Source organism: Bradyrhizobium sp. USDA 4449, assembly GCF_054056275.1.
This window is the reverse complement of the sequence record NZ_JBSRYD010000001.1, coordinates 6,644,591-6,660,867: the sequence shown is the minus strand read 5'-3', so window position 1 is coordinate 6,660,867 and position 16,277 is coordinate 6,644,591. Positions and strand designations below refer to the sequence as shown.

The window sequence follows — 16,277 nt, the reverse complement described above, 5'->3', positions numbered from 1 at the left end:
ACTGACGCGCCCCATTGGGTATTTTCCCCTAACGGCATCCACGACATTTTCTATCAAATGTTAATTTTCTTCGGTTCCAATCGCGCAATGGGAGTTCCAGTGCTGGAACCAAGTGTTTGAAGGCGGCTGCGATGAGCATTCTGAATAATTTGAAGATCGTAATGAAAGTTGCGCTGATTGTGACGGTGATGGGCGTTGCCCTGCTTGCAGTTGCCGCGTTTGCCATTCGCGAATTGTCGGCGACGGTCGACGGCTTCAGCGAAGTCACAGCGATGCAGTCTGCTTCCCTCAACCTCATACGCGCCCAGCGCCGCATCGAGACCTATCACGCCGCGCTCTATGCCGTGTTCACCGAGTCGACCGAGGCCGGCAACGCCAATCGCCTCAGAATCGCGGACCAGAACCGCAATGAAATCGGCCAATATCTGACCGCTGCGGAGCAGGATGAGCCGGCGCGCGCGGCCGAAACGAGGAGCGTCGGCGAGCAGTTGAAGGGCGTCTTTGCAGGCTGCGATCCGGTGCTGCGGGCCGGCGCGGCTGCAACCAGCCCGGAGGACAATGCCAAGGCGGCTGATCGTGCTCACAAGGAGTGTGACCCGCTGATCGATGCGGCCCTTGAACGCGTTGCCAAGTTCACGCACACGGCCAAGGCCGTGACCCAGCGCAAGGAAGCCATCGAGGGCGAGGCCAAATCCGCGATCTGGACCGTATTGAGCGTCAGCGCCGGCGGCCTGATCATCGGCATCGCGATCGCGCTCTTCATCGGTCTCGTGGCGATGTCCCGTCCGATTGCACGGCTCAAGCTCGCCATGGAGGGCCTGGCGCGCAATGACCTGAAGACCGAAGTGCCCGAGAAGGACCGCCGCGACGAGATCGGCGAGATGGCCAAGACGGTCGAGGTGTTCAAGACCAACGCGCTCGAGGTCGAGCGGCTCAAGGCGGCGCAGGTGGAAGCCGAGAAGCAGGCCGCCGAGCAGCGCCGCCGCGACATGGTCAACCTCGCCGATGGCTTCGAGCGCGCGGTCGGCGAGATCATCGATACTGTCGGATCTGCCTCCACCGAGCTCGAGGCGTCGTCCTCAACGCTTGCCAGCACCGCGCAGCGCGCCCAGGAGCTGACCTCCGTGGTCGTGGTCGCCTCGGGCGAGGCCACCAGCAACGTCCAGTCGGTTGCGACCGCCACGGAGGAATTGTCGTCCTCGGTCAACGAGATCAGCCGGCAGGTGCAGGAATCCGCGCGGATGGCGAGCGAGGCCGTCAACCAGGCCCGCGCCACCACCGACCGCGTCAGCGAGCTCTCGATTGCGGCGACGCGGATCGGCGACGTCGTTGAGCTGATCAACACCATTGCGGGCCAAACCAATCTGCTCGCCCTGAATGCCACCATCGAGGCGGCGCGCGCCGGTGAGGCCGGCCGCGGCTTTGCCGTCGTCGCCTCCGAGGTGAAGACGCTGGCCGAGCAGACCGCAAAGGCGACCGGCGAGATCAGCCAGCAGATCTCCGGCATCCAGAACGCCACCCAGGAATCGGTGACGGCGATCCGCGACATCTCCGCCACCATCGAGCGGCTGTCGGAGGTGTCCTCGACCATTGCCGCAGCCGTCGAGGAGCAGGGCGCCGCGACCCAGGAAATCTCGCGCAACGTGCAGCAGGCCGCGCACGGCACCCAGCAGGTCTCGACCAACATTACGGACGTCCAGCGCGGCGCGACCGAGACCGGATCGGCGTCCTCGCAGGTGCTGTCGACCGCGAAGATGCTGGCGACGGACAGCACCCGGCTGAAGGACGAAGTCGGCAAATTCCTGCGGACCGTGCGCGCGGCCTGAGCCCGCTCGATGTCCAAAGTCCGGCGGCCTCGCGCCGCCGGGACGCCGCAGATCCTGTTGCGGCAGCAGCGCATGCTACCTCATGTTGTACTCTGATCCAATCTGTGGTCAGTAGCCGTCCCGCGATGCGGGCGGCCAACTCCCGAGGGTAGTGCGATGAGCGAGGATGTCAGCGACGGCTGGAGCGCCTCTGCGTCCGCCTGGATCGTCGAGCAAGGCGAGGATGGTGACTATGGCCGCCGCTGCGTGCTTGATGCGCCGATGCGCGCGCGCGTCGAGGGGCGCGGCTTCCTCCGTGCGTTGGACGTCGGCTGCGGCGAGGGCCGCTTTTGCCGTATCATGCAGCGCGCAGGCATCCGCACCACCGGTATTGATCCGACCGATGCACTGCTCATGCGCGCCAAAGAGCTCGACCCGAATGGCGATTACCGGCTCGGCCGTGCCGAGACGATGGAGGTCGATGCGAATTTCGATCTCGTGGTCAGCTATCTCAGCCTGATCGACATGCCCGATCTCGCGGCCGCGATCGCAAAGATGGCGGCGGCGCTGCGGCCGGGCGGCACATTGCTGATCGCCAACCTGACGAGCTTCAATACCGCAGGCCAGCCCGACGGCTGGACGCGCGACGGTGAAGGCGTCGCACGCTTTTCGATCGATCACTACATGGACGAGCGGCCGATCTGGGTCAGCTGGAGCGGCATCCGTGTCCAGAACTGGCACCGTCCACTCAGCACCTATATGACCCTGCTGCTCGATCAGGGCCTCCAGTTGCGCCTGTTCGTCGAACCACAGCCCACGGCAGGCGATCCCGCGAGGATCGCAAGTCATCGTCGCGTGCCGTATTTTCACATCATGGAGTGGCAGAAGCCGGCTTGAGCCGATCGATTCAGGCAGCGAGTTTGGCTTGGAAGAACCGCGTGACCCGACCGATCGCATCCGCCGTCGCCGGGTCGGTGTCGGCGAAATCGAAGCCGTGGGCCTTGCCGGGATACGGCACGAATTCGGTCTCGGCGCCGGCTGACTTCCCGAGCGCGACGAGTTGCCGACCTTCCTCGATTGGGACGTTCTTGTCCGCTTCGCCGTGCAGCGCGATCAGCGGCGGCATATGCCTGATCTTGGTGGTCATGTCCTGGGGCATGCCGCCATAGAGCACCGCGAGGGCTGCGACCCGGGTGTCGCGCACGGCGGCCTCAGCGGCGATGTAGCTGCCCAGCGAAAAGCCGAGCAGGCCGATGCGTCCCGAACTGTCGGATCGGGCGAGCACCGCCGTCACGGTGGCGGCGACCGTGTCGGCCCAGCCGTCAAACCGCGTCCTCTCATAGGCCTCACGGCTCGCATGGGAGGTGGATATCAATGCAGCCATATCGGCCGGCGTCATGTAGCGCAGAAAGTAAGTGTCGATGCCTCGCGCCGCCAGCGCATCGGCATATCGCTCATAGGCGCGGGCCCTGAGCTCAATGCCGCGGGCGCCGTGCAATGCGATTACGGCGGGACGCTTTCCCTCGGCCCTCGCTGCATAGCGGGACACCAGCAAGCTGTCCTGGCCGCTTGTGACCTCGAACTGCTCGCCCGGCGCGCCGCGTGCGGTGGCTGGGGACAAAAGTGCAGCGAAACCGGCCAGAGCCGCGCGTCGGCTGATCATCTGGGGCTCGCAGGAGAAACGTTGTCCGATGTGATGCATCGCGTCTATATTGCCCTAGCGACGGAATCTTGACGAGAGCCTTCCCCCGATAGTCTCACCGTCGTGACGCGGGAGGGGCAGGACCAGCACGCCTGTCACGCGTTGTCCGACGACACTCTCGACCTCCTCCTCACACACACGCCCGGACACCAAAGCGCCCGACGCAAGGAGCATGCTCGATGATCGATGCTAGATGCAGTTGTGGCGCCATTGCGCTGTCGCTACCGGGGCCGCCCAACGTGGTCGCGGCCTGTCATTGTCTCGCATGCCAGCGCCGGACCGGCGCGCCATTCGGCGTTGGTGCCTTCTATCCACTCGAAGCCGTCACGATCTCGGGGACGCCGAAGGAGTATGTTCGCTTCGGCGAGAGCGGCGGCAGGGTTCGCTGCTATTTTTGCCCTGATTGCGGCTCGACGGTTTGTTGGGCGCCCGACAAGCTCCCAGGGATGATCGGCGTTGCCGTCGGTGCGATCGCGGACCCGAATTTTCCGGCGCCGATCAAATCGGTGTTCGAGCGGTCGAAACACGCCTGGGTGGAGATTACGGGTCTTGATGTCGAGCATCTGCAACAGGGCAGCCTGCCGAAGGCATCAAGCTGAGCAATGCGCGATCGGGTGCTGGTGCCGGCTGAGGGGATTGAACCCCCGACCTTCGGTTTACAAAACCGCTGCTCTACCGCTGAGCTAAGCCGGCGACGCCTTGAGCAAGCGGGCAGGGGCCGGCATGCGCCGGGCTGCCCGCCCGGGCGTCGCAATACCAGACTTCATCGGAAAGTGCCAGAACCCGCCCGCTTCCTGCGGGCATGAAACAGGCAGCCCGGAGGCCGCCTGTTTGGGGTCGCTCGCTTCTGGATCGGCTTACTGGCAGATGTGGCGGCGGCCGTCATCGCCCTTGAACCAAGTCCCGGGCGTGCAGACGAAACCGTTGCGCTGGGCATAGGTGCGGTGATCCCAACCGCGATTGTCCCAGGAATTGTCGTAGGCGTAGCTGTTATCCATGGCGCGGAACGGGGCGGTTGCGATCGCGCCCGCGGTGCCGATTGCGGCGCCGGCCACATCGCCCGCGACGTCCGTCGGCCAGAATCCGGTGTGGGTCCTGTTCCAGTCGTTATTCCAGTCGCGATTAGTTTGTCGGTAGCTTACCCGGTGATGGCGATAGCCGTGGTCGGAGTAACCGAGATTCCTGCAGTTGGCGTTGGGAAATTGGGGATCGCAGCCGCCGGGACTCGCCACGACCGTTTGCGCCATCGCGGCGCCGGTCACCATGGTCGTCGCGATCGCGACTGCGCCGAGGAGCTTCATCTTCGTCATTGTTGTCTCCCTTTGAATTGACGGGGAGCTAAATGTCGGCGAACGGCGGACGTTCCGAGAGCAGGCCTGAATTGCAGTCAAACCGATGTGAGCGGGTGGAACCAGGCCGCTCGCGGCAGCAGCGCCGTTAACGCTTCGCTAGGACGAGCCGCAGGATTTGAGCGACGCGCGACGCTTACGCGTTAGGCTTACCGGAATTTGGCCGGCTGTCCTTAACCCTCTCGATGTCGCAATCCGATAGCTTGCAATCCGGACAACCGGGATATTTCCATGCGCGCTTTGGCGCTTGCAGCCTTTCTGATCGGACTGCCCGCAACGGCTTTGGCCGGCGGCGGCTTCGACATCGTGGTGCCTGGCCGTCCCGGCGTGCCTATCATCATCAATAATATCGATGCGTCCTACACCGTTGTCGAAGGTGTCTGGGGCCTTGGCAAGAACGTCCAGGTGCAGCCCACGATCTATGGCGGGCGCTACGTGGCCGAGCGGCAGCCCTCAGATGTCGGTCACTACTATCCAAGCATGGGCTTGCAGCCCGGCTATGGCCGCCTCGAAATCGAGCCGCCCGCAAACCGCAAATTGCCGAAGCCGGCCGAGAGCTACCATGAGAGCTTGGGCGTGCAGTCCGCGCCGCTGCCGCCGCAAATGGATGTGCCGGTCAACCCGCCGCCGGTGATCCTCGCGCCAGAGATCAACGACCATCCGCGCCGTGCTCGCCCGCGGCCGCATGCAGGAATACCCGGCAAACCGCCGGGTTGAGAACGCCAGAATCAAACAACACGAAAATCAACAGGAGAGAGTAATGCGTCAGATGATTTCGGGACTGGTCGCGGCGGCTGCCGTGATGTTCGTGGGCAGCGCGCCGGCCATGGCCTGCGGCTTCAATCCGTGCCAGCCGGTTGCGCCGGTGTTCTCCGGCTGCAACACTGGTTGCGGTGGTTATGGCTACGGCGCCGGCTATGGCTATGGTTATGGCTATGAGCGCCTGGCCGAGCCGACGACGCAGTACTACTACGTCAACCAGGGCCCGACCTATACCGGTCCGGGCGCTTTCGCTCCGTATCCGACCTACCAGGAAGACGCGGTCGTCGCGCCCGCCAATTATGGCTACGGCTATGGCTATCGCGCTGCCGCCCATCCCTACCATCATCGCCCGTACTACCGTCCGTATCGCTACGGCTACGGCCCCCGTTACGGCTACCTGCCGCGTCCGCATTACGGCTACGGTCCGCGCTACGGCTACGTCCATCGCTATCAGCCGTATTACGGCGGCCATCGCGTGCTGCGCCGCTATTACTGATCTCTGATCGGTTGAACTGATGAAGCGCCGGTTCGCGTCATGCGGACGGGCGCTTTCTCTTTCTAGCGCTTCATCAGCCCGAGCCTGACAGCGCCGACATAGAGCGAGAGCGCGGCAGCGTTCGAAACATTGAGGCTCTTAATTGCGCCGGGCATGTCGAGCCGCGCCACGACGCTGCACGTCTCGCGCGTCAACTGCCGAAGGCCCTTGCCTTCGGCGCCCAGCACCAGCACGAGCGGCTCGCGCAGGGAGACGTCGGAGAGATCCTCGCTGCCTTCGCTATCGAGGCCGACGGTCTGGAAGCCGCGCTCGTTCAACGCCGTCAGCGCACGCGCGAGGTTTTGCACTGAGACCATCGGCACCAGCTCCAGCGCGCCCGAGGCGGCTTTGGCGAGCACGCCAGTCGCTTCCGGGCTATGGCGCGCAGTGGTGACGATCGCCTTGACCGCGAACGCCGCGGCGGAGCGCAGGATGGCGCCGACATTGTGCGGATCGGTGATCTGGTCGAGCACCAGCACCATGCCTTCCTGCTTCAGCGTCTCGATATCAGGCGAGGGAAGGGGATCGGCTTCGGCCAACAGGCCCTGATGCACGGCGTCGGGGGAGAGCAGGCGATCGATCTCCTGGGGCCGGACGATCTCGGGTGCGATGCGGGTTTCGATGTTTTCGTCGGCCAGGCGCCGAGCGGCGTTCTCGGTCAGCGTCAGCTTGCGGATCCGCCGCTCGGGGTTGGCCAGCGCCATGGTGACGGTGTGCCAGCCATAGAGGATGACGGGGCCGTCGGGGTGCGAATCGCGCTCGCGCCACGCCGGCCGGCCGGCCGATTTTCCTGGTCTGTTGAAAGGCTTAGACCCGCCGCGGGGCCCTTTGGGCACGAATTTTCGATCCTTCATGGCCTCGCTTGTGTCACGGGTCCCGGAATATGGCAATTTGGGTGGCTGCGATCGCGATTTTAGCTGTTCGCCTCGGTTGACTTTGCCCCATCGCTTCGCCCATAAACGCGCCCGGTCGCGCCCCCATCCGGGCTGTCGCGGCCTTCACGTTCCATGGCCGTTTTCGGTCCGCCGGCAAGGTCCGGCCCGATTGTGCTGCCGTCGAGCGGGGGAGTGTCCCGAGTGGCAAAGGGAGCTGACTGTAAATCAGCCGCCTCATGGCTTCGCAGGTTCGAGTCCTGCCTCCCCCACCATCTTGATTTTGCACGATATTAGTGTCCCCGGCCCCTGGCTTTGATGGCAAAAGAAGCTTCTTATTTTGGCGTGGGTCACCGATGGGTCACTACGCTCTTGGTGGTGCCGGAGATCTGTTGCTTGCGTGTGCGTTTTGCATATGCCGGCAGTTGCCGCGCTAACCGATGACGGCCTCCAGCGCGCAATGCGCCCGCGCGAAATCTCGCAGTTGCGCTGCTGCAATATTTTGGATTTCCACGGCACCGGCCGAACGGTCCCGCAAGCTAATCTTGGCCACTCGCCGCAGGATCGACAGGTGGTCTATGGATCAGAGGCTGCAAGCGGTTCTCGCAAAACGCGCTGAGCAGTATAAGTGGTCATAGGGTCTAGCTGATTGCGCAAAGGTTCGATCCCAGCAAGAATGTGAGCTGCTGAGTTCGTTGAGTGGGCAACTCTGTTGCTGCCGAGTGTTTCGGCGCGTGCTCGCTTAGCGTTAGAACCGATGGACTTCTGCGCGAAGGCCAGAACTGCAGTTCCTTCGATCGACGGAGGGTTGGCCAGGGTTAGACGCTGTGAGCCGGTCACTCGGGCTTGATGGAAGCGACCATGTCGGCAAAGAGGTTGCCTCCGACGATGATGTGAGCGCGCATCGATTGCTGTGCGTCACTTTCGCTCCCTGTTTCAATCGCCCTGACTATCAGAGCGTGCTCGCCGAATGATGCCGCCAGGCGGGCCGGTCGCGACAAGCTCTGATGCCGGAAGAACCGCATCCGAAGGCGGGTTTCAGTCACGAGATCGGCCAACGGCGTGTTGCGCGCGCCAGCGTAGATGGCTTGGTGAAATGCGGTGTTGAGTTCGACGTAGCGCGCCGTGTTGCCGGTGTGCACGGCTTGTGCGCACTGCTCGTGTATCTCACGCAGGCCGGCTCGTTCGGCGACAGTCATTCGGCGCGCCGCCAGACCGGCAGCCTCCGCTTCGAGCGCAGTGAGAATTTCGACCATGCCGATCGCTCGCTGGGGTGTCATGCTCGCGACGGTTGCGCCTTGGCGCGACCTGAACTTGACGAGACCCTCATTGGCCAAGCGAAGCAGCGCTTCCCGCGCTGGCGTCCGCGAGACCGAAAAGCGTCTGGCGAGGCTCTGCTCGTCCAGCTTGTCGCCCGGGAGCAGCCGTCCCTCGGCGATATCGCTTTCGATCCGTCGACAAAGCTCATCGGAGACGCGAACCCGCATTGGCTGCCCTTATGTATACGCTTATGCCTTTATGTATACGTAGACGTCTTGAAAAAATACATATAATCCGGGCCCAGAACGAGGACAACAGGAAACGCCGATGACGACTTCCGTGGATTTGAGCGGCGCCCCTTTGCTGAAGACGGATGGGCCTATCGCGACGATCCAGCTCAATCGCCCGCGGCAGATGAACAAGATCACCGCAGCCGATCTCGCCGTGTTGTCGGGCCACTTCGCCGGCATCGAGAAGGCAGGTGCGAAAGTTCTCATCCTGACCGGCGAAGGACGCGCGTTCAGCGCCGGATACGACCTTGGAGACATCGCTGCGCGAACCTCGTCTGAGGAACATGTTCATGTTTCCGGCTTCGACAGCGTCGTCGATCAGCTCGAGGCTCTGGCGATACCGAGCATCTGCAGGCTGAACGGCGGAGTCTATGGCGGCGCGACTGATCTTGCGCTCGCCTGCGATTTCAGGATCGGCGTAGATAGTTGCGAGATGTTCATGCCGGCCGCGCGCCTCGGGCTTCACTATTACAGCAGCGGTCTCATGCGCTTTGCCTCGCGCCTCGGCGTAGCGGCGACAAAGAAGCTGTTCCTCACGGGCCTGAAACTGGACGCGGCCGAGATGCTGCGCATCGGCTATCTGGATGAAGCCGTTCCTGCGGGCAGCCTCGATGCGCGCGTGAAGGAGCTCGCCTCTGTTCTCGCTGCCAATGCGCCGGGTGCCATGCGTGGCATGAAACGCGCCATCAACGAGATCGCCAGAAACTCCTTCGATCGTGCTGCTGCCGATCAGCGTTACCGTGAGAGCCTCGTGGGCGCCGAGCTGCGCGAGGGCAGCGCGGCTTTCGCCGAAAAGCGACCCCCGCGCTTCGGCGCCGACCTGGAGGGCCGATGACTCGACCTCGCTCACAACGGGCGTCCGCGCTGAAGCCGCGGTCAAAGGGGCCACTCGCTGGACTGATCGTGATCGATCTCACCCGCGTGTTGGCGGGACCTTATTGCACCATGATGCTCGCGGATCTCGGCGCGCGGGTCAGAAAGGTCGAGATGCCGGGCATCGGTGACGACGCGCGGCACATCGGCCCCTTCATCTCGAACGCCGACGGCTTGCCGAGTTCAGGCTATTTCTTCTCGATCAATCGAAGCAAGGAATCGATCGCACTGAACCTCAAGGATGCTGCCGACCGCGCGATTTTCGAGCGACTATTGCTGGATGCCGATGTCCTCGCGGAAAATTTTACGCCCGGTACCATGGACCGTTTCGGCTACGGCTGGGAGGCGCTCAGCTCGCGCTTTCCCCGGCTGGTTCTGGCGTCGATATCTGGCTTTGGTCAGACGGGGCCCTACCGCGAACTGCCGGCTTACGACATGGTCGTGCAGGCCATGGGCGGTGTCATGAGCTTGACCGGCGAGGAGGGAGGCCCGCCGACGCGCGTCGGAGTATCGATCGGCGACATCGCCGCGGGCACTCATGCGGTGATCGGCGTTCAGGCGGCGTTGATCGAGCGCGCCCGCACCGGTCGCGGTAAGCACGTCGATATTTCCATGCTAGATACGCAGATATCTCTGCTCGAGAATGCCCTCGTCCGCTATCAAGTCGAGCAAGTCGTTCCTGGGCCCATCGGCTCCAGGCACCCCTCTATCACGCCATTTGGCGTCTACAAGAGCAAGGTCGGGCATCTCATCATCGCCGCCGGCAACGACCGGAAGTTCAGAGATCTTTGCGATGTGCTGCAGATGCGGGACGTCAAAGCCGATCCGCGATTCCTCTCCAATTCGTCGCGATGCGAACATCATCGTGCCCTCGCCGCGCGGATCGAAGAGGCGCTGGCAGCCAGAACCGCCGAGGAATGGCTCCCCATCCTGACGCAAGCCGGGATTCCCTGCGGACCGATGAACGACATCGCCGGCGTACTGCGTGATCCGCAGCTCAACGCGCGCGACATGTTCGTCCCGTTGGAGGTTCCGGGGGGCATGGTGTTGAAAACCGCGGCCTGTCCCATCCGGTTCGCCGGCGAGCAATTCGCAAACTATCGGCCTGCCCCAGAGCTCGATGCCGATCGCAACGCTCTCCTGCAAGAACTCGGACTTGTGTGACCGCTCTGGGAAGAGGAATTGACAATGAGACACGCCTGCTCCTTGACGTTCGTCGCCTTGAGCGTCGCTTTCCTTTCTTCGGCCGCATCCGCACAGAAGCAATATGATCCCGGCGCCAGCGATACCGAGATCAAGGTCGGCAACCTGATGCCCTATAGCGGGCCGGGATCGGCTTATTCCGTGATTGGGAAAGTCGAGGCGGCGTATTTCGAGATGATCAACAAGAACGGAGGCATCAACGGTCGAAAGATCAACTTCATCTCGTACGATCATGCCTACAGTCCGCCGAAAGCCGTCGAGCAAGTCCGCAAGCTGGTGGAGAGCGATGAGGTTCTGCTGACCTTCAACATCCTCGGCACGGCACACAATGCCGCTGTGCAGAAGTACCTCAACGGCAAAAAGGTGCCGCAATTGTTCGTGGCCAGTGGTGCGGAGCGATGGAACGACCCGGCGCGCTTTCCCTGGACGATGGGCTGGCAGCCAAGCTACCAAGCCGAAGGACAGATTTATGGCCGGTATGTCGCTCAAACGCTTTCCGATGCAAAGATAGGGATACTTTGGCAGAACGACGACTCCGGACGGGATTACGTCAAGGGTTTCGTCGCGGGGCTGGGCGGCAAATTCGAGCCTGTAACCAGATCGTCCTATGAGATCACGGACCCGACCATCGATCCCCAGATGTCGCAATTGAAGGCATCCGGCGCCAATGTGTTTTTCGACGTGACGTCGCCTAAATTTGCCGCGCAGGCCATTCGCAAGACGGGTGAGCTGCAATGGCGGCCGCTGCATATCCTGAACAACATCTCCACGTCGGTGGCCGCAGTCTTGAAGCCTGCGGGGCTCGACAACGCCAAGGGCGTGATCTCGACCGCATATTTGAAGGATCCGCTCGACCCGGCCTGGAGCGGCGACGAGGGCTACCGGCACTGGCTTACGTTCATGAACGAATACATGCCCGGAGCTGACAAAGCCGATTCCAACACGGTCTATGGATATTCGGTCGCGCAGACCTTGGCGGAGGTGCTCAAGATGTGCGGCGACGATCTCACGCGAGAGAACGTGATGAAGCAAGCGGCCAGCCTCAAGGATCTGAAGCTCGACATGCTTCTCCCGGGAATAACGATCAACACGTCACCGACGGACTTCGCGCCGATCAAACAGGAGCAACTCATTCGGTTCGACGGGGAAAAGTGGGAGCGATTTGGGCCGGCTGCGGAGAATATGAGGTGATCAAAAAAAGCGATCTGGGCGACGTCCAGGAAGAACGAAATGACGGATGGCGTTCATGCTCGCCTAATCGTGACAAGAGGCCGCAAAAAGACACCGACCAGCATCCTCGCTTCGCGCTAGGGAAGCCTACAATCGTGATTGTCGCCAAATACGAGGGCGCGACGTTGACCCCGGACCTTGAACTGCGGATCAAGAACAGCCTCCGCGTCATTTGCAGCCCGCGTCAACCTACATTCTGCTGCCAACGCCCAGCCACGGGTGCGATCAAGCTCATCAACGTCTGCAGCAAGCGCGGAGTAGACCGGACAACAATGAATTCCCTACCGTCCTCACGGCGTCAGGCCGGGTGCGCGGTCGACACGAGGGAGGTCTCGCGGTCTTTCGGGGTATCCCGTTCGCAGCGGCGCCCACCGGGGGAATCGATTCATGGCACCGCGGACCGCCGAGTGGAGCGTGGATCCTCGGTGAGCGGCTAGGACGCATCCGGGGAAGGCGTCAGATTTGCCAAGCGCACGTCTCTTGATAAGGTGATGGAATTGTCGGGGACGAGGCCGCTCTGCGAATGGTTAAAGGGGTAGACAAGGTCGGGCTCGAGAGCTCGATTCGCGCTGTCGAACGAGAGACTCTCAACGATCGCGTGTACCGCGAACTCCGGACGATGATCATGTCCGGAGGCTTCGCGCCCGGCTCGGAAATGAAGCTCCGAGCTCTGGCGCAAAGCCTACATGTTAGCCCGATGCCGGTTCGAGACGCCATTGGGCGCCTAGTCGTCGAACGTGCACTGAAAATGCTCGCCAACCATCGCGTCATCGTACCTGAAACGACGATCGATGAGTTCTTGGAGATTCGCAGAGTTCGGATTCTTCTGGAGGGCGAGGCCGCCGCCCTGGCATGTCAGCACGTTAGCCCTGACGTCATTGCTTCCCTCAAGCGCATCCACGAGAAGATTAAATCCTTGAGTGGAAATAAGCAGCGTCAATTTTGGGCGCTGAACCAGGAGTTCCATTTTACGGTGTATGAAGCGGCCAAGAGCCCGTTATTACTTTCCATGATCGAGTCGCTGTGGCTCCAGATCGGGCCTGTTTTCAACCATATTCCGATAAACTTGACCTCGGAAGGCGCCCGCGGCCATCGTCGAATTATCGCTGCGCTTGGTGCCGGCGATGCCAAGGCAGCAAGGGCGGCGCTAACAGAAGATCTCATGAAGGGTGGCGATCGCATCATCGCGGCCTTAATTCAGGACAAGCAGCCGGCCCACTAGCCGTCTCGTCCTGCCAAACCATCGAAATTCAAACACGAAGCTGGGAGTGCTGCGCTGCTGCTGGTTGCGCGTGCGTGCTCGGGCGCGCTCAAGGCTCTTGACTCTCATATTTGATTTGTTATCACAAATCACAATTAACGGGGCGCCCGCGGAGGATCGCTCGCTCGGGAGGAGATTTGCGATGAGGTGGCTAGGCGCGGTTTTCGCAGGTGCGTTGATGTGGGCGAGTTCGGCGCGCGCTGACGACGCACCCATCAAGATCGGCGTCATGAACGACATGTCGTCGGTTTATGCCGTGGCCGGCGGTCGCGAGACCGTTGAAGCCGTTCGCATGGCAATCGACGACGCGGGGCCGGTGCTGGGCAAGAAGGTCGAACTTATCTTTGCCGACCATCAGAACAAGCCGGACGTCGGCTCGGCCATCGCGCGCCGCTGGTATGACGTTGAGGGTGTCGATGCGGTCGTCGACGTACCGAATTCGGCGGTTGCTTTCGCGGTCCAAAGTCTTGCCAAGGAAAAGAAGAAGATTTCGCTATTTGTTGGCGCCCTGAGTTCCGACGTGACCGGCCCCAAATGCGATAATTACACGACGCAATGGGCCGTCGACACGTATTCGCTGGCGCACGTAATGGGAGCCGCTGTTCTCAAGCGGGGCGGCAACCGCTGGTTCTTCCTCGGCGCCGATTATGTATTCGGACGTGCCCTTGTGCGCGATACCAGTGCCGTAATCGAGGCCAACGGGGGCAAGGTCCTCGGCGCCGTCTACGCGCCGCTGAACACTCCCGACTTCTCCTCCTTCCTCTTGCAGGCGCAGCCGACCAATCCGAACGTGATCGGCCTTGCAAATTCCTCGGACGATACGGTCAACTCCATCAAACAGGCCGTCGAATTCGGTCTCACCTCAAACGGTGCGATCTTCGCGGCTTACGTGCTCTTTCTCGAGCATGTCCAAAGCATCACGCTCAAGACCGCCCACGGCTTGCTTCTGGCCAATCCCTTCTATTGGGACCTGAATGACGAGACGCGTGCCTGGTCGAAGCGCTTCGAAGAAAAGATAGGTCATCCGCCGGATTGGGATCCTGCGATGGCGTACAGCGCGGTGTTCCATTATCTCAAGGCAGTCAACGCCGCCGGATCGCGCGATGCGGACGCCGTCGCCGCAAAGATGCGCGAGCTACCGGTCAATGACTTCACAACCAAAAACGGGAAGGTGCGGATCGATGGCCGTGTGTTGCGCAATCTCTATCTTCTCCAAGTCAAGAAGCCCGAGGAGTCCAAAGGAAAGTGGGACCTCTACAACGTAGTGGCTACAGTACCTGGAGATGAAGCGTTCCGTCCGCTCCAAGATGGCGGATGCCCGTTGGTGAAAGCCGGTTCGGCCCAACCCTAATCGACACAGCAAATCTCGCGCGAAGCGGGGCTGCGGTCGTCAATGATCAAAACTGGATCGAGTCAATGGTGATGAAGAGTGGCGGCCAAGCCGTCGTTGACGTTCTCAAGGCGGAAGGCGTGAAGTTTATCTTCGGCATGCCTGGCGGCCATACAATCGGAATTTACGACGCTCTCTACGGACAACAGCAGATCTCCCACATTCTCGTGCGGCACGAGCAGCATGCTGCAAGCATGGCTGCCGGCTATGCGCAGCTTACCGGCGAGCCTGGCGTGTGCTGTGTGACTGCAGGGCCCGGCGCCACAAATCTGGTCACGAGCGTAGCGGAAGCTTATGTCGGTGCGTTGCCGATGATCATCATCGCGGGCCGTGGTGCCACTCGCAACGCACATCGTGGCGCAAGCCAAGAAATCGACCAAGTCAAGATTTTTGGCGCCATCACGAAATGGGGCGTCCGGGTCGATCGACCGGACCTCATTGTCGAATGCCTGCGTCAAGCGTTTACCATTGCCCGCTCGGGCAAGCCGGGTCCCGTGCTTATCGATATCCCCGCGGATATTCTTAGAATGCAGTTTGATGTCGGCGACTATCTTCCAGTCGGCAAACCCGCTGCGGTCCGCGGTGATAGCGATCGTATCAAGACCGCGGCGGCGGCTCTTCTCGCGGCTAGAAAGCCGCTAATTGTCGCCGGTGGCGGCGCCGTAGCCGCAAACGCGACGTCTGAAGTGCGTCAGCTCGCGGAGATGCTGGGTAGCCCCGTCGTCACGACGCTCGCAGGGCGCGGCATTTTGCCTGACGATCATGAACTCACGGCTGGCGGCATCGGTCATCATCGGCAGGAAGTCACAAAGTATCTTCTGCCAAATGCTGACGTTGTCATCGGCATCGGTGCTCGCTTTGAGGAGCAGGAAAACAACTGGAAGCCAGAATATATTCCGGCGCCGGCGGCCACCTATATCCAGATCGATATCGATCCGAACGAACTCGGCCGCTCGGTCGTTGCGACCATCGGCATCACGGGAGATGCGCGCCTGGTCCTCCAGGATCTTCTCACGGAGTTGAAAACAAAGGGTACTGGTCAGCGCACGGCCTCCAAGGAGTGGCTCGCCGAGTTGTCGAACCGGCGCGCTGCGCTCGAAACAGAGCGCGAAAGCATGGCGAGCTCTAATGCCACGCCAATTCATCCGATTCGGATCTTCGATCGCATCCAGCGCGTGTTCCCACGCAACGCGACCGTCGCCATCGACGTCGGCGTGCTCGCGCAGGGTATGGGTGGCGCATTCCCGTATTTTAAGATCTTTGAGCCACGCGCGACGATCGTGCCCTCGAGCTTCTATGGAATGGGCTTCGCGGCATCGGCTTTTCCCGTCGCACGCCTCGTCTATCCTGACCGGCCTGCCGTCTGCTTCGTCGGTGATGGATCCTTCCAGATGGTGATGAATATCCTTCCCGTTGCCGCCGAACTCAAGCTCGGTGTCACGTGGTGCATATTCAACGATCACGCCTTGGGCTCGATCCGCGACATCCAAGTGGAAGCGTTCAATGAGCGGTTCATTGGGACCGAATTCGTACTTGATCTCGACTACGCGGGCCTTGCAGTCGCCTCCGGCTGCTACGGCGAGCGTGTCACTGATCCCCACCAGGTCGAGGCCGCCCTAGAACGGGCGTTCGTGGCCAACGAAAGCGGTGAGCCCGCAGTTCTCGACTTCGTGGTCGCCAAGGAGCGCTTGGCGGGTAGTAGGGAGTTTTTTGCACGATGAAGCCACTCTCGTTCGGACAGCCGG

The 16,277-nt window shown here is 61.8% G+C and carries 15 protein-coding genes and 2 tRNA genes; 12 read left to right on the top strand and 5 right to left on the bottom strand.

Annotated elements, in window-relative coordinates; genetic code table 11:
- Positions 1-131 precede the first annotated feature (131 nt).
- Together ACVIIW_RS31375 and ACVIIW_RS31370 are read left to right on the top strand one after the other, a co-directional pair.
- Positions 132-1,826: a methyl-accepting chemotaxis protein gene (locus tag ACVIIW_RS31375; RefSeq protein ID WP_456704238.1), complete on the top strand. Its 1,695-nt coding sequence runs from the start codon at positions 132-134 to the stop codon at positions 1,824-1,826.
- Between the two features lie 156 nt (positions 1,827-1,982).
- Positions 1,983-2,702, top strand: a complete 720-nt coding sequence (locus tag ACVIIW_RS31370) for a class I SAM-dependent methyltransferase (protein WP_456704237.1) — start codon at positions 1,983-1,985, stop codon at positions 2,700-2,702.
- Between the two features lie 10 nt (positions 2,703-2,712).
- On the opposite strand, the gene ACVIIW_RS31365 is transcribed toward ACVIIW_RS31370, so the two are convergent.
- A complete protein-coding gene (locus tag ACVIIW_RS31365) occupies positions 2,713-3,468 on the bottom strand; it encodes a dienelactone hydrolase family protein (RefSeq protein WP_456704236.1) in 756 nt (251 codons plus the stop codon).
- Between the two features lie 218 nt (positions 3,469-3,686).
- Between ACVIIW_RS31365 and ACVIIW_RS31360 the strand changes: the two genes are divergently transcribed.
- The gene (locus ACVIIW_RS31360) at positions 3,687-4,106 is read left to right on the top strand and encodes a GFA family protein (protein ID WP_456704235.1); all 420 of its coding nucleotides are present in this window, start codon (positions 3,687-3,689) and stop codon (positions 4,104-4,106) included.
- Positions 4,107-4,125: 19 nt separating this feature from the next.
- Here the strand turns inward: ACVIIW_RS31360 and ACVIIW_RS31355 are convergent.
- Positions 4,126-4,200 (bottom strand) — tRNA-Thr (locus tag ACVIIW_RS31355).
- 164 nt (positions 4,201-4,364) lie between these two features.
- A complete protein-coding gene (locus tag ACVIIW_RS31350; RefSeq protein WP_456704234.1) occupies positions 4,365-4,817 on the bottom strand; it encodes a hypothetical protein in 453 nt (150 codons plus the stop codon).
- 270 nt (positions 4,818-5,087) lie between these two features.
- Between ACVIIW_RS31350 and ACVIIW_RS31345 the strand changes: the two genes are divergently transcribed.
- The gene (locus ACVIIW_RS31345) at positions 5,088-5,573 is read left to right on the top strand and encodes a hypothetical protein (protein WP_456704233.1); all 486 of its coding nucleotides are present in this window, start codon (positions 5,088-5,090) and stop codon (positions 5,571-5,573) included.
- Positions 5,574-5,616: 43 nt separating this feature from the next.
- Positions 5,617-6,114, top strand: a complete 498-nt coding sequence (locus ACVIIW_RS31340) for a hypothetical protein (protein WP_456704232.1) — start codon at positions 5,617-5,619, stop codon at positions 6,112-6,114.
- Between the two features lie 62 nt (positions 6,115-6,176).
- On the opposite strand, the gene rlmB is transcribed toward ACVIIW_RS31340, so the two are convergent.
- Positions 6,177-7,007: a 23S rRNA (guanosine(2251)-2'-O)-methyltransferase RlmB gene (rlmB, locus tag ACVIIW_RS31335; RefSeq protein ID WP_456704231.1), complete on the bottom strand. Its 831-nt coding sequence runs from the start codon at positions 7,005-7,007 to the stop codon at positions 6,177-6,179.
- Between the two features lie 207 nt (positions 7,008-7,214).
- Between rlmB and ACVIIW_RS31330 the strand changes: the two genes are divergently transcribed.
- Positions 7,215-7,300 (top strand) — tRNA-Tyr (locus ACVIIW_RS31330).
- 561 nt (positions 7,301-7,861) lie between these two features.
- Here the strand turns inward: ACVIIW_RS31330 and ACVIIW_RS31325 are convergent.
- A complete protein-coding gene (locus ACVIIW_RS31325) occupies positions 7,862-8,512 on the bottom strand; it encodes a GntR family transcriptional regulator (RefSeq protein ID WP_456704230.1) in 651 nt (216 codons plus the stop codon).
- 100 nt (positions 8,513-8,612) lie between these two features.
- On the opposite strand from ACVIIW_RS31325, the gene ACVIIW_RS31320 reads away from it, so the two are divergent.
- The 6 genes from ACVIIW_RS31320 (at position 8,613) to ACVIIW_RS31295 (ending at position 16,253) form a co-directional block, all read left to right on the top strand.
- A complete protein-coding gene (locus ACVIIW_RS31320; RefSeq protein ID WP_456704229.1) occupies positions 8,613-9,410 on the top strand; it encodes an enoyl-CoA hydratase/isomerase family protein in 798 nt (265 codons plus the stop codon).
- Positions 9,407-10,612 (top strand): CaiB/BaiF CoA transferase family protein, encoded by a 1,206-nt coding sequence (locus ACVIIW_RS31315; protein ID WP_456704228.1) that lies wholly within the window; start codon positions 9,407-9,409, stop codon positions 10,610-10,612. The genes ACVIIW_RS31320 and ACVIIW_RS31315 overlap by 4 nt, the downstream gene beginning before the upstream one ends.
- A 24-nt stretch (positions 10,613-10,636) precedes the next feature.
- A complete protein-coding gene (locus ACVIIW_RS31310; protein ID WP_456704227.1) occupies positions 10,637-11,842 on the top strand; it encodes an ABC transporter substrate-binding protein in 1,206 nt (401 codons plus the stop codon).
- A gap of 562 nt (positions 11,843-12,404) precedes the next feature.
- The gene (locus ACVIIW_RS31305) at positions 12,405-13,103 is read left to right on the top strand and encodes a GntR family transcriptional regulator (protein WP_456704226.1); all 699 of its coding nucleotides are present in this window, start codon (positions 12,405-12,407) and stop codon (positions 13,101-13,103) included.
- A gap of 181 nt (positions 13,104-13,284) precedes the next feature.
- Complete coding sequence (locus tag ACVIIW_RS31300) at positions 13,285-14,493, top strand: ABC transporter substrate-binding protein (protein WP_456704225.1); 1,209 nt, start codon at positions 13,285-13,287, stop codon at positions 14,491-14,493.
- Positions 14,457-16,253 carry a thiamine pyrophosphate-binding protein gene (locus ACVIIW_RS31295; protein WP_456704224.1) on the top strand — a complete coding sequence of 599 codons (1,797 nt, stop codon included), beginning with the start codon at positions 14,457-14,459 and terminating at the stop codon, positions 16,251-16,253. The genes ACVIIW_RS31300 and ACVIIW_RS31295 overlap by 37 nt, the downstream gene beginning before the upstream one ends.
- The last annotated feature ends 24 nt before the right edge of the window (positions 16,254-16,277 follow it).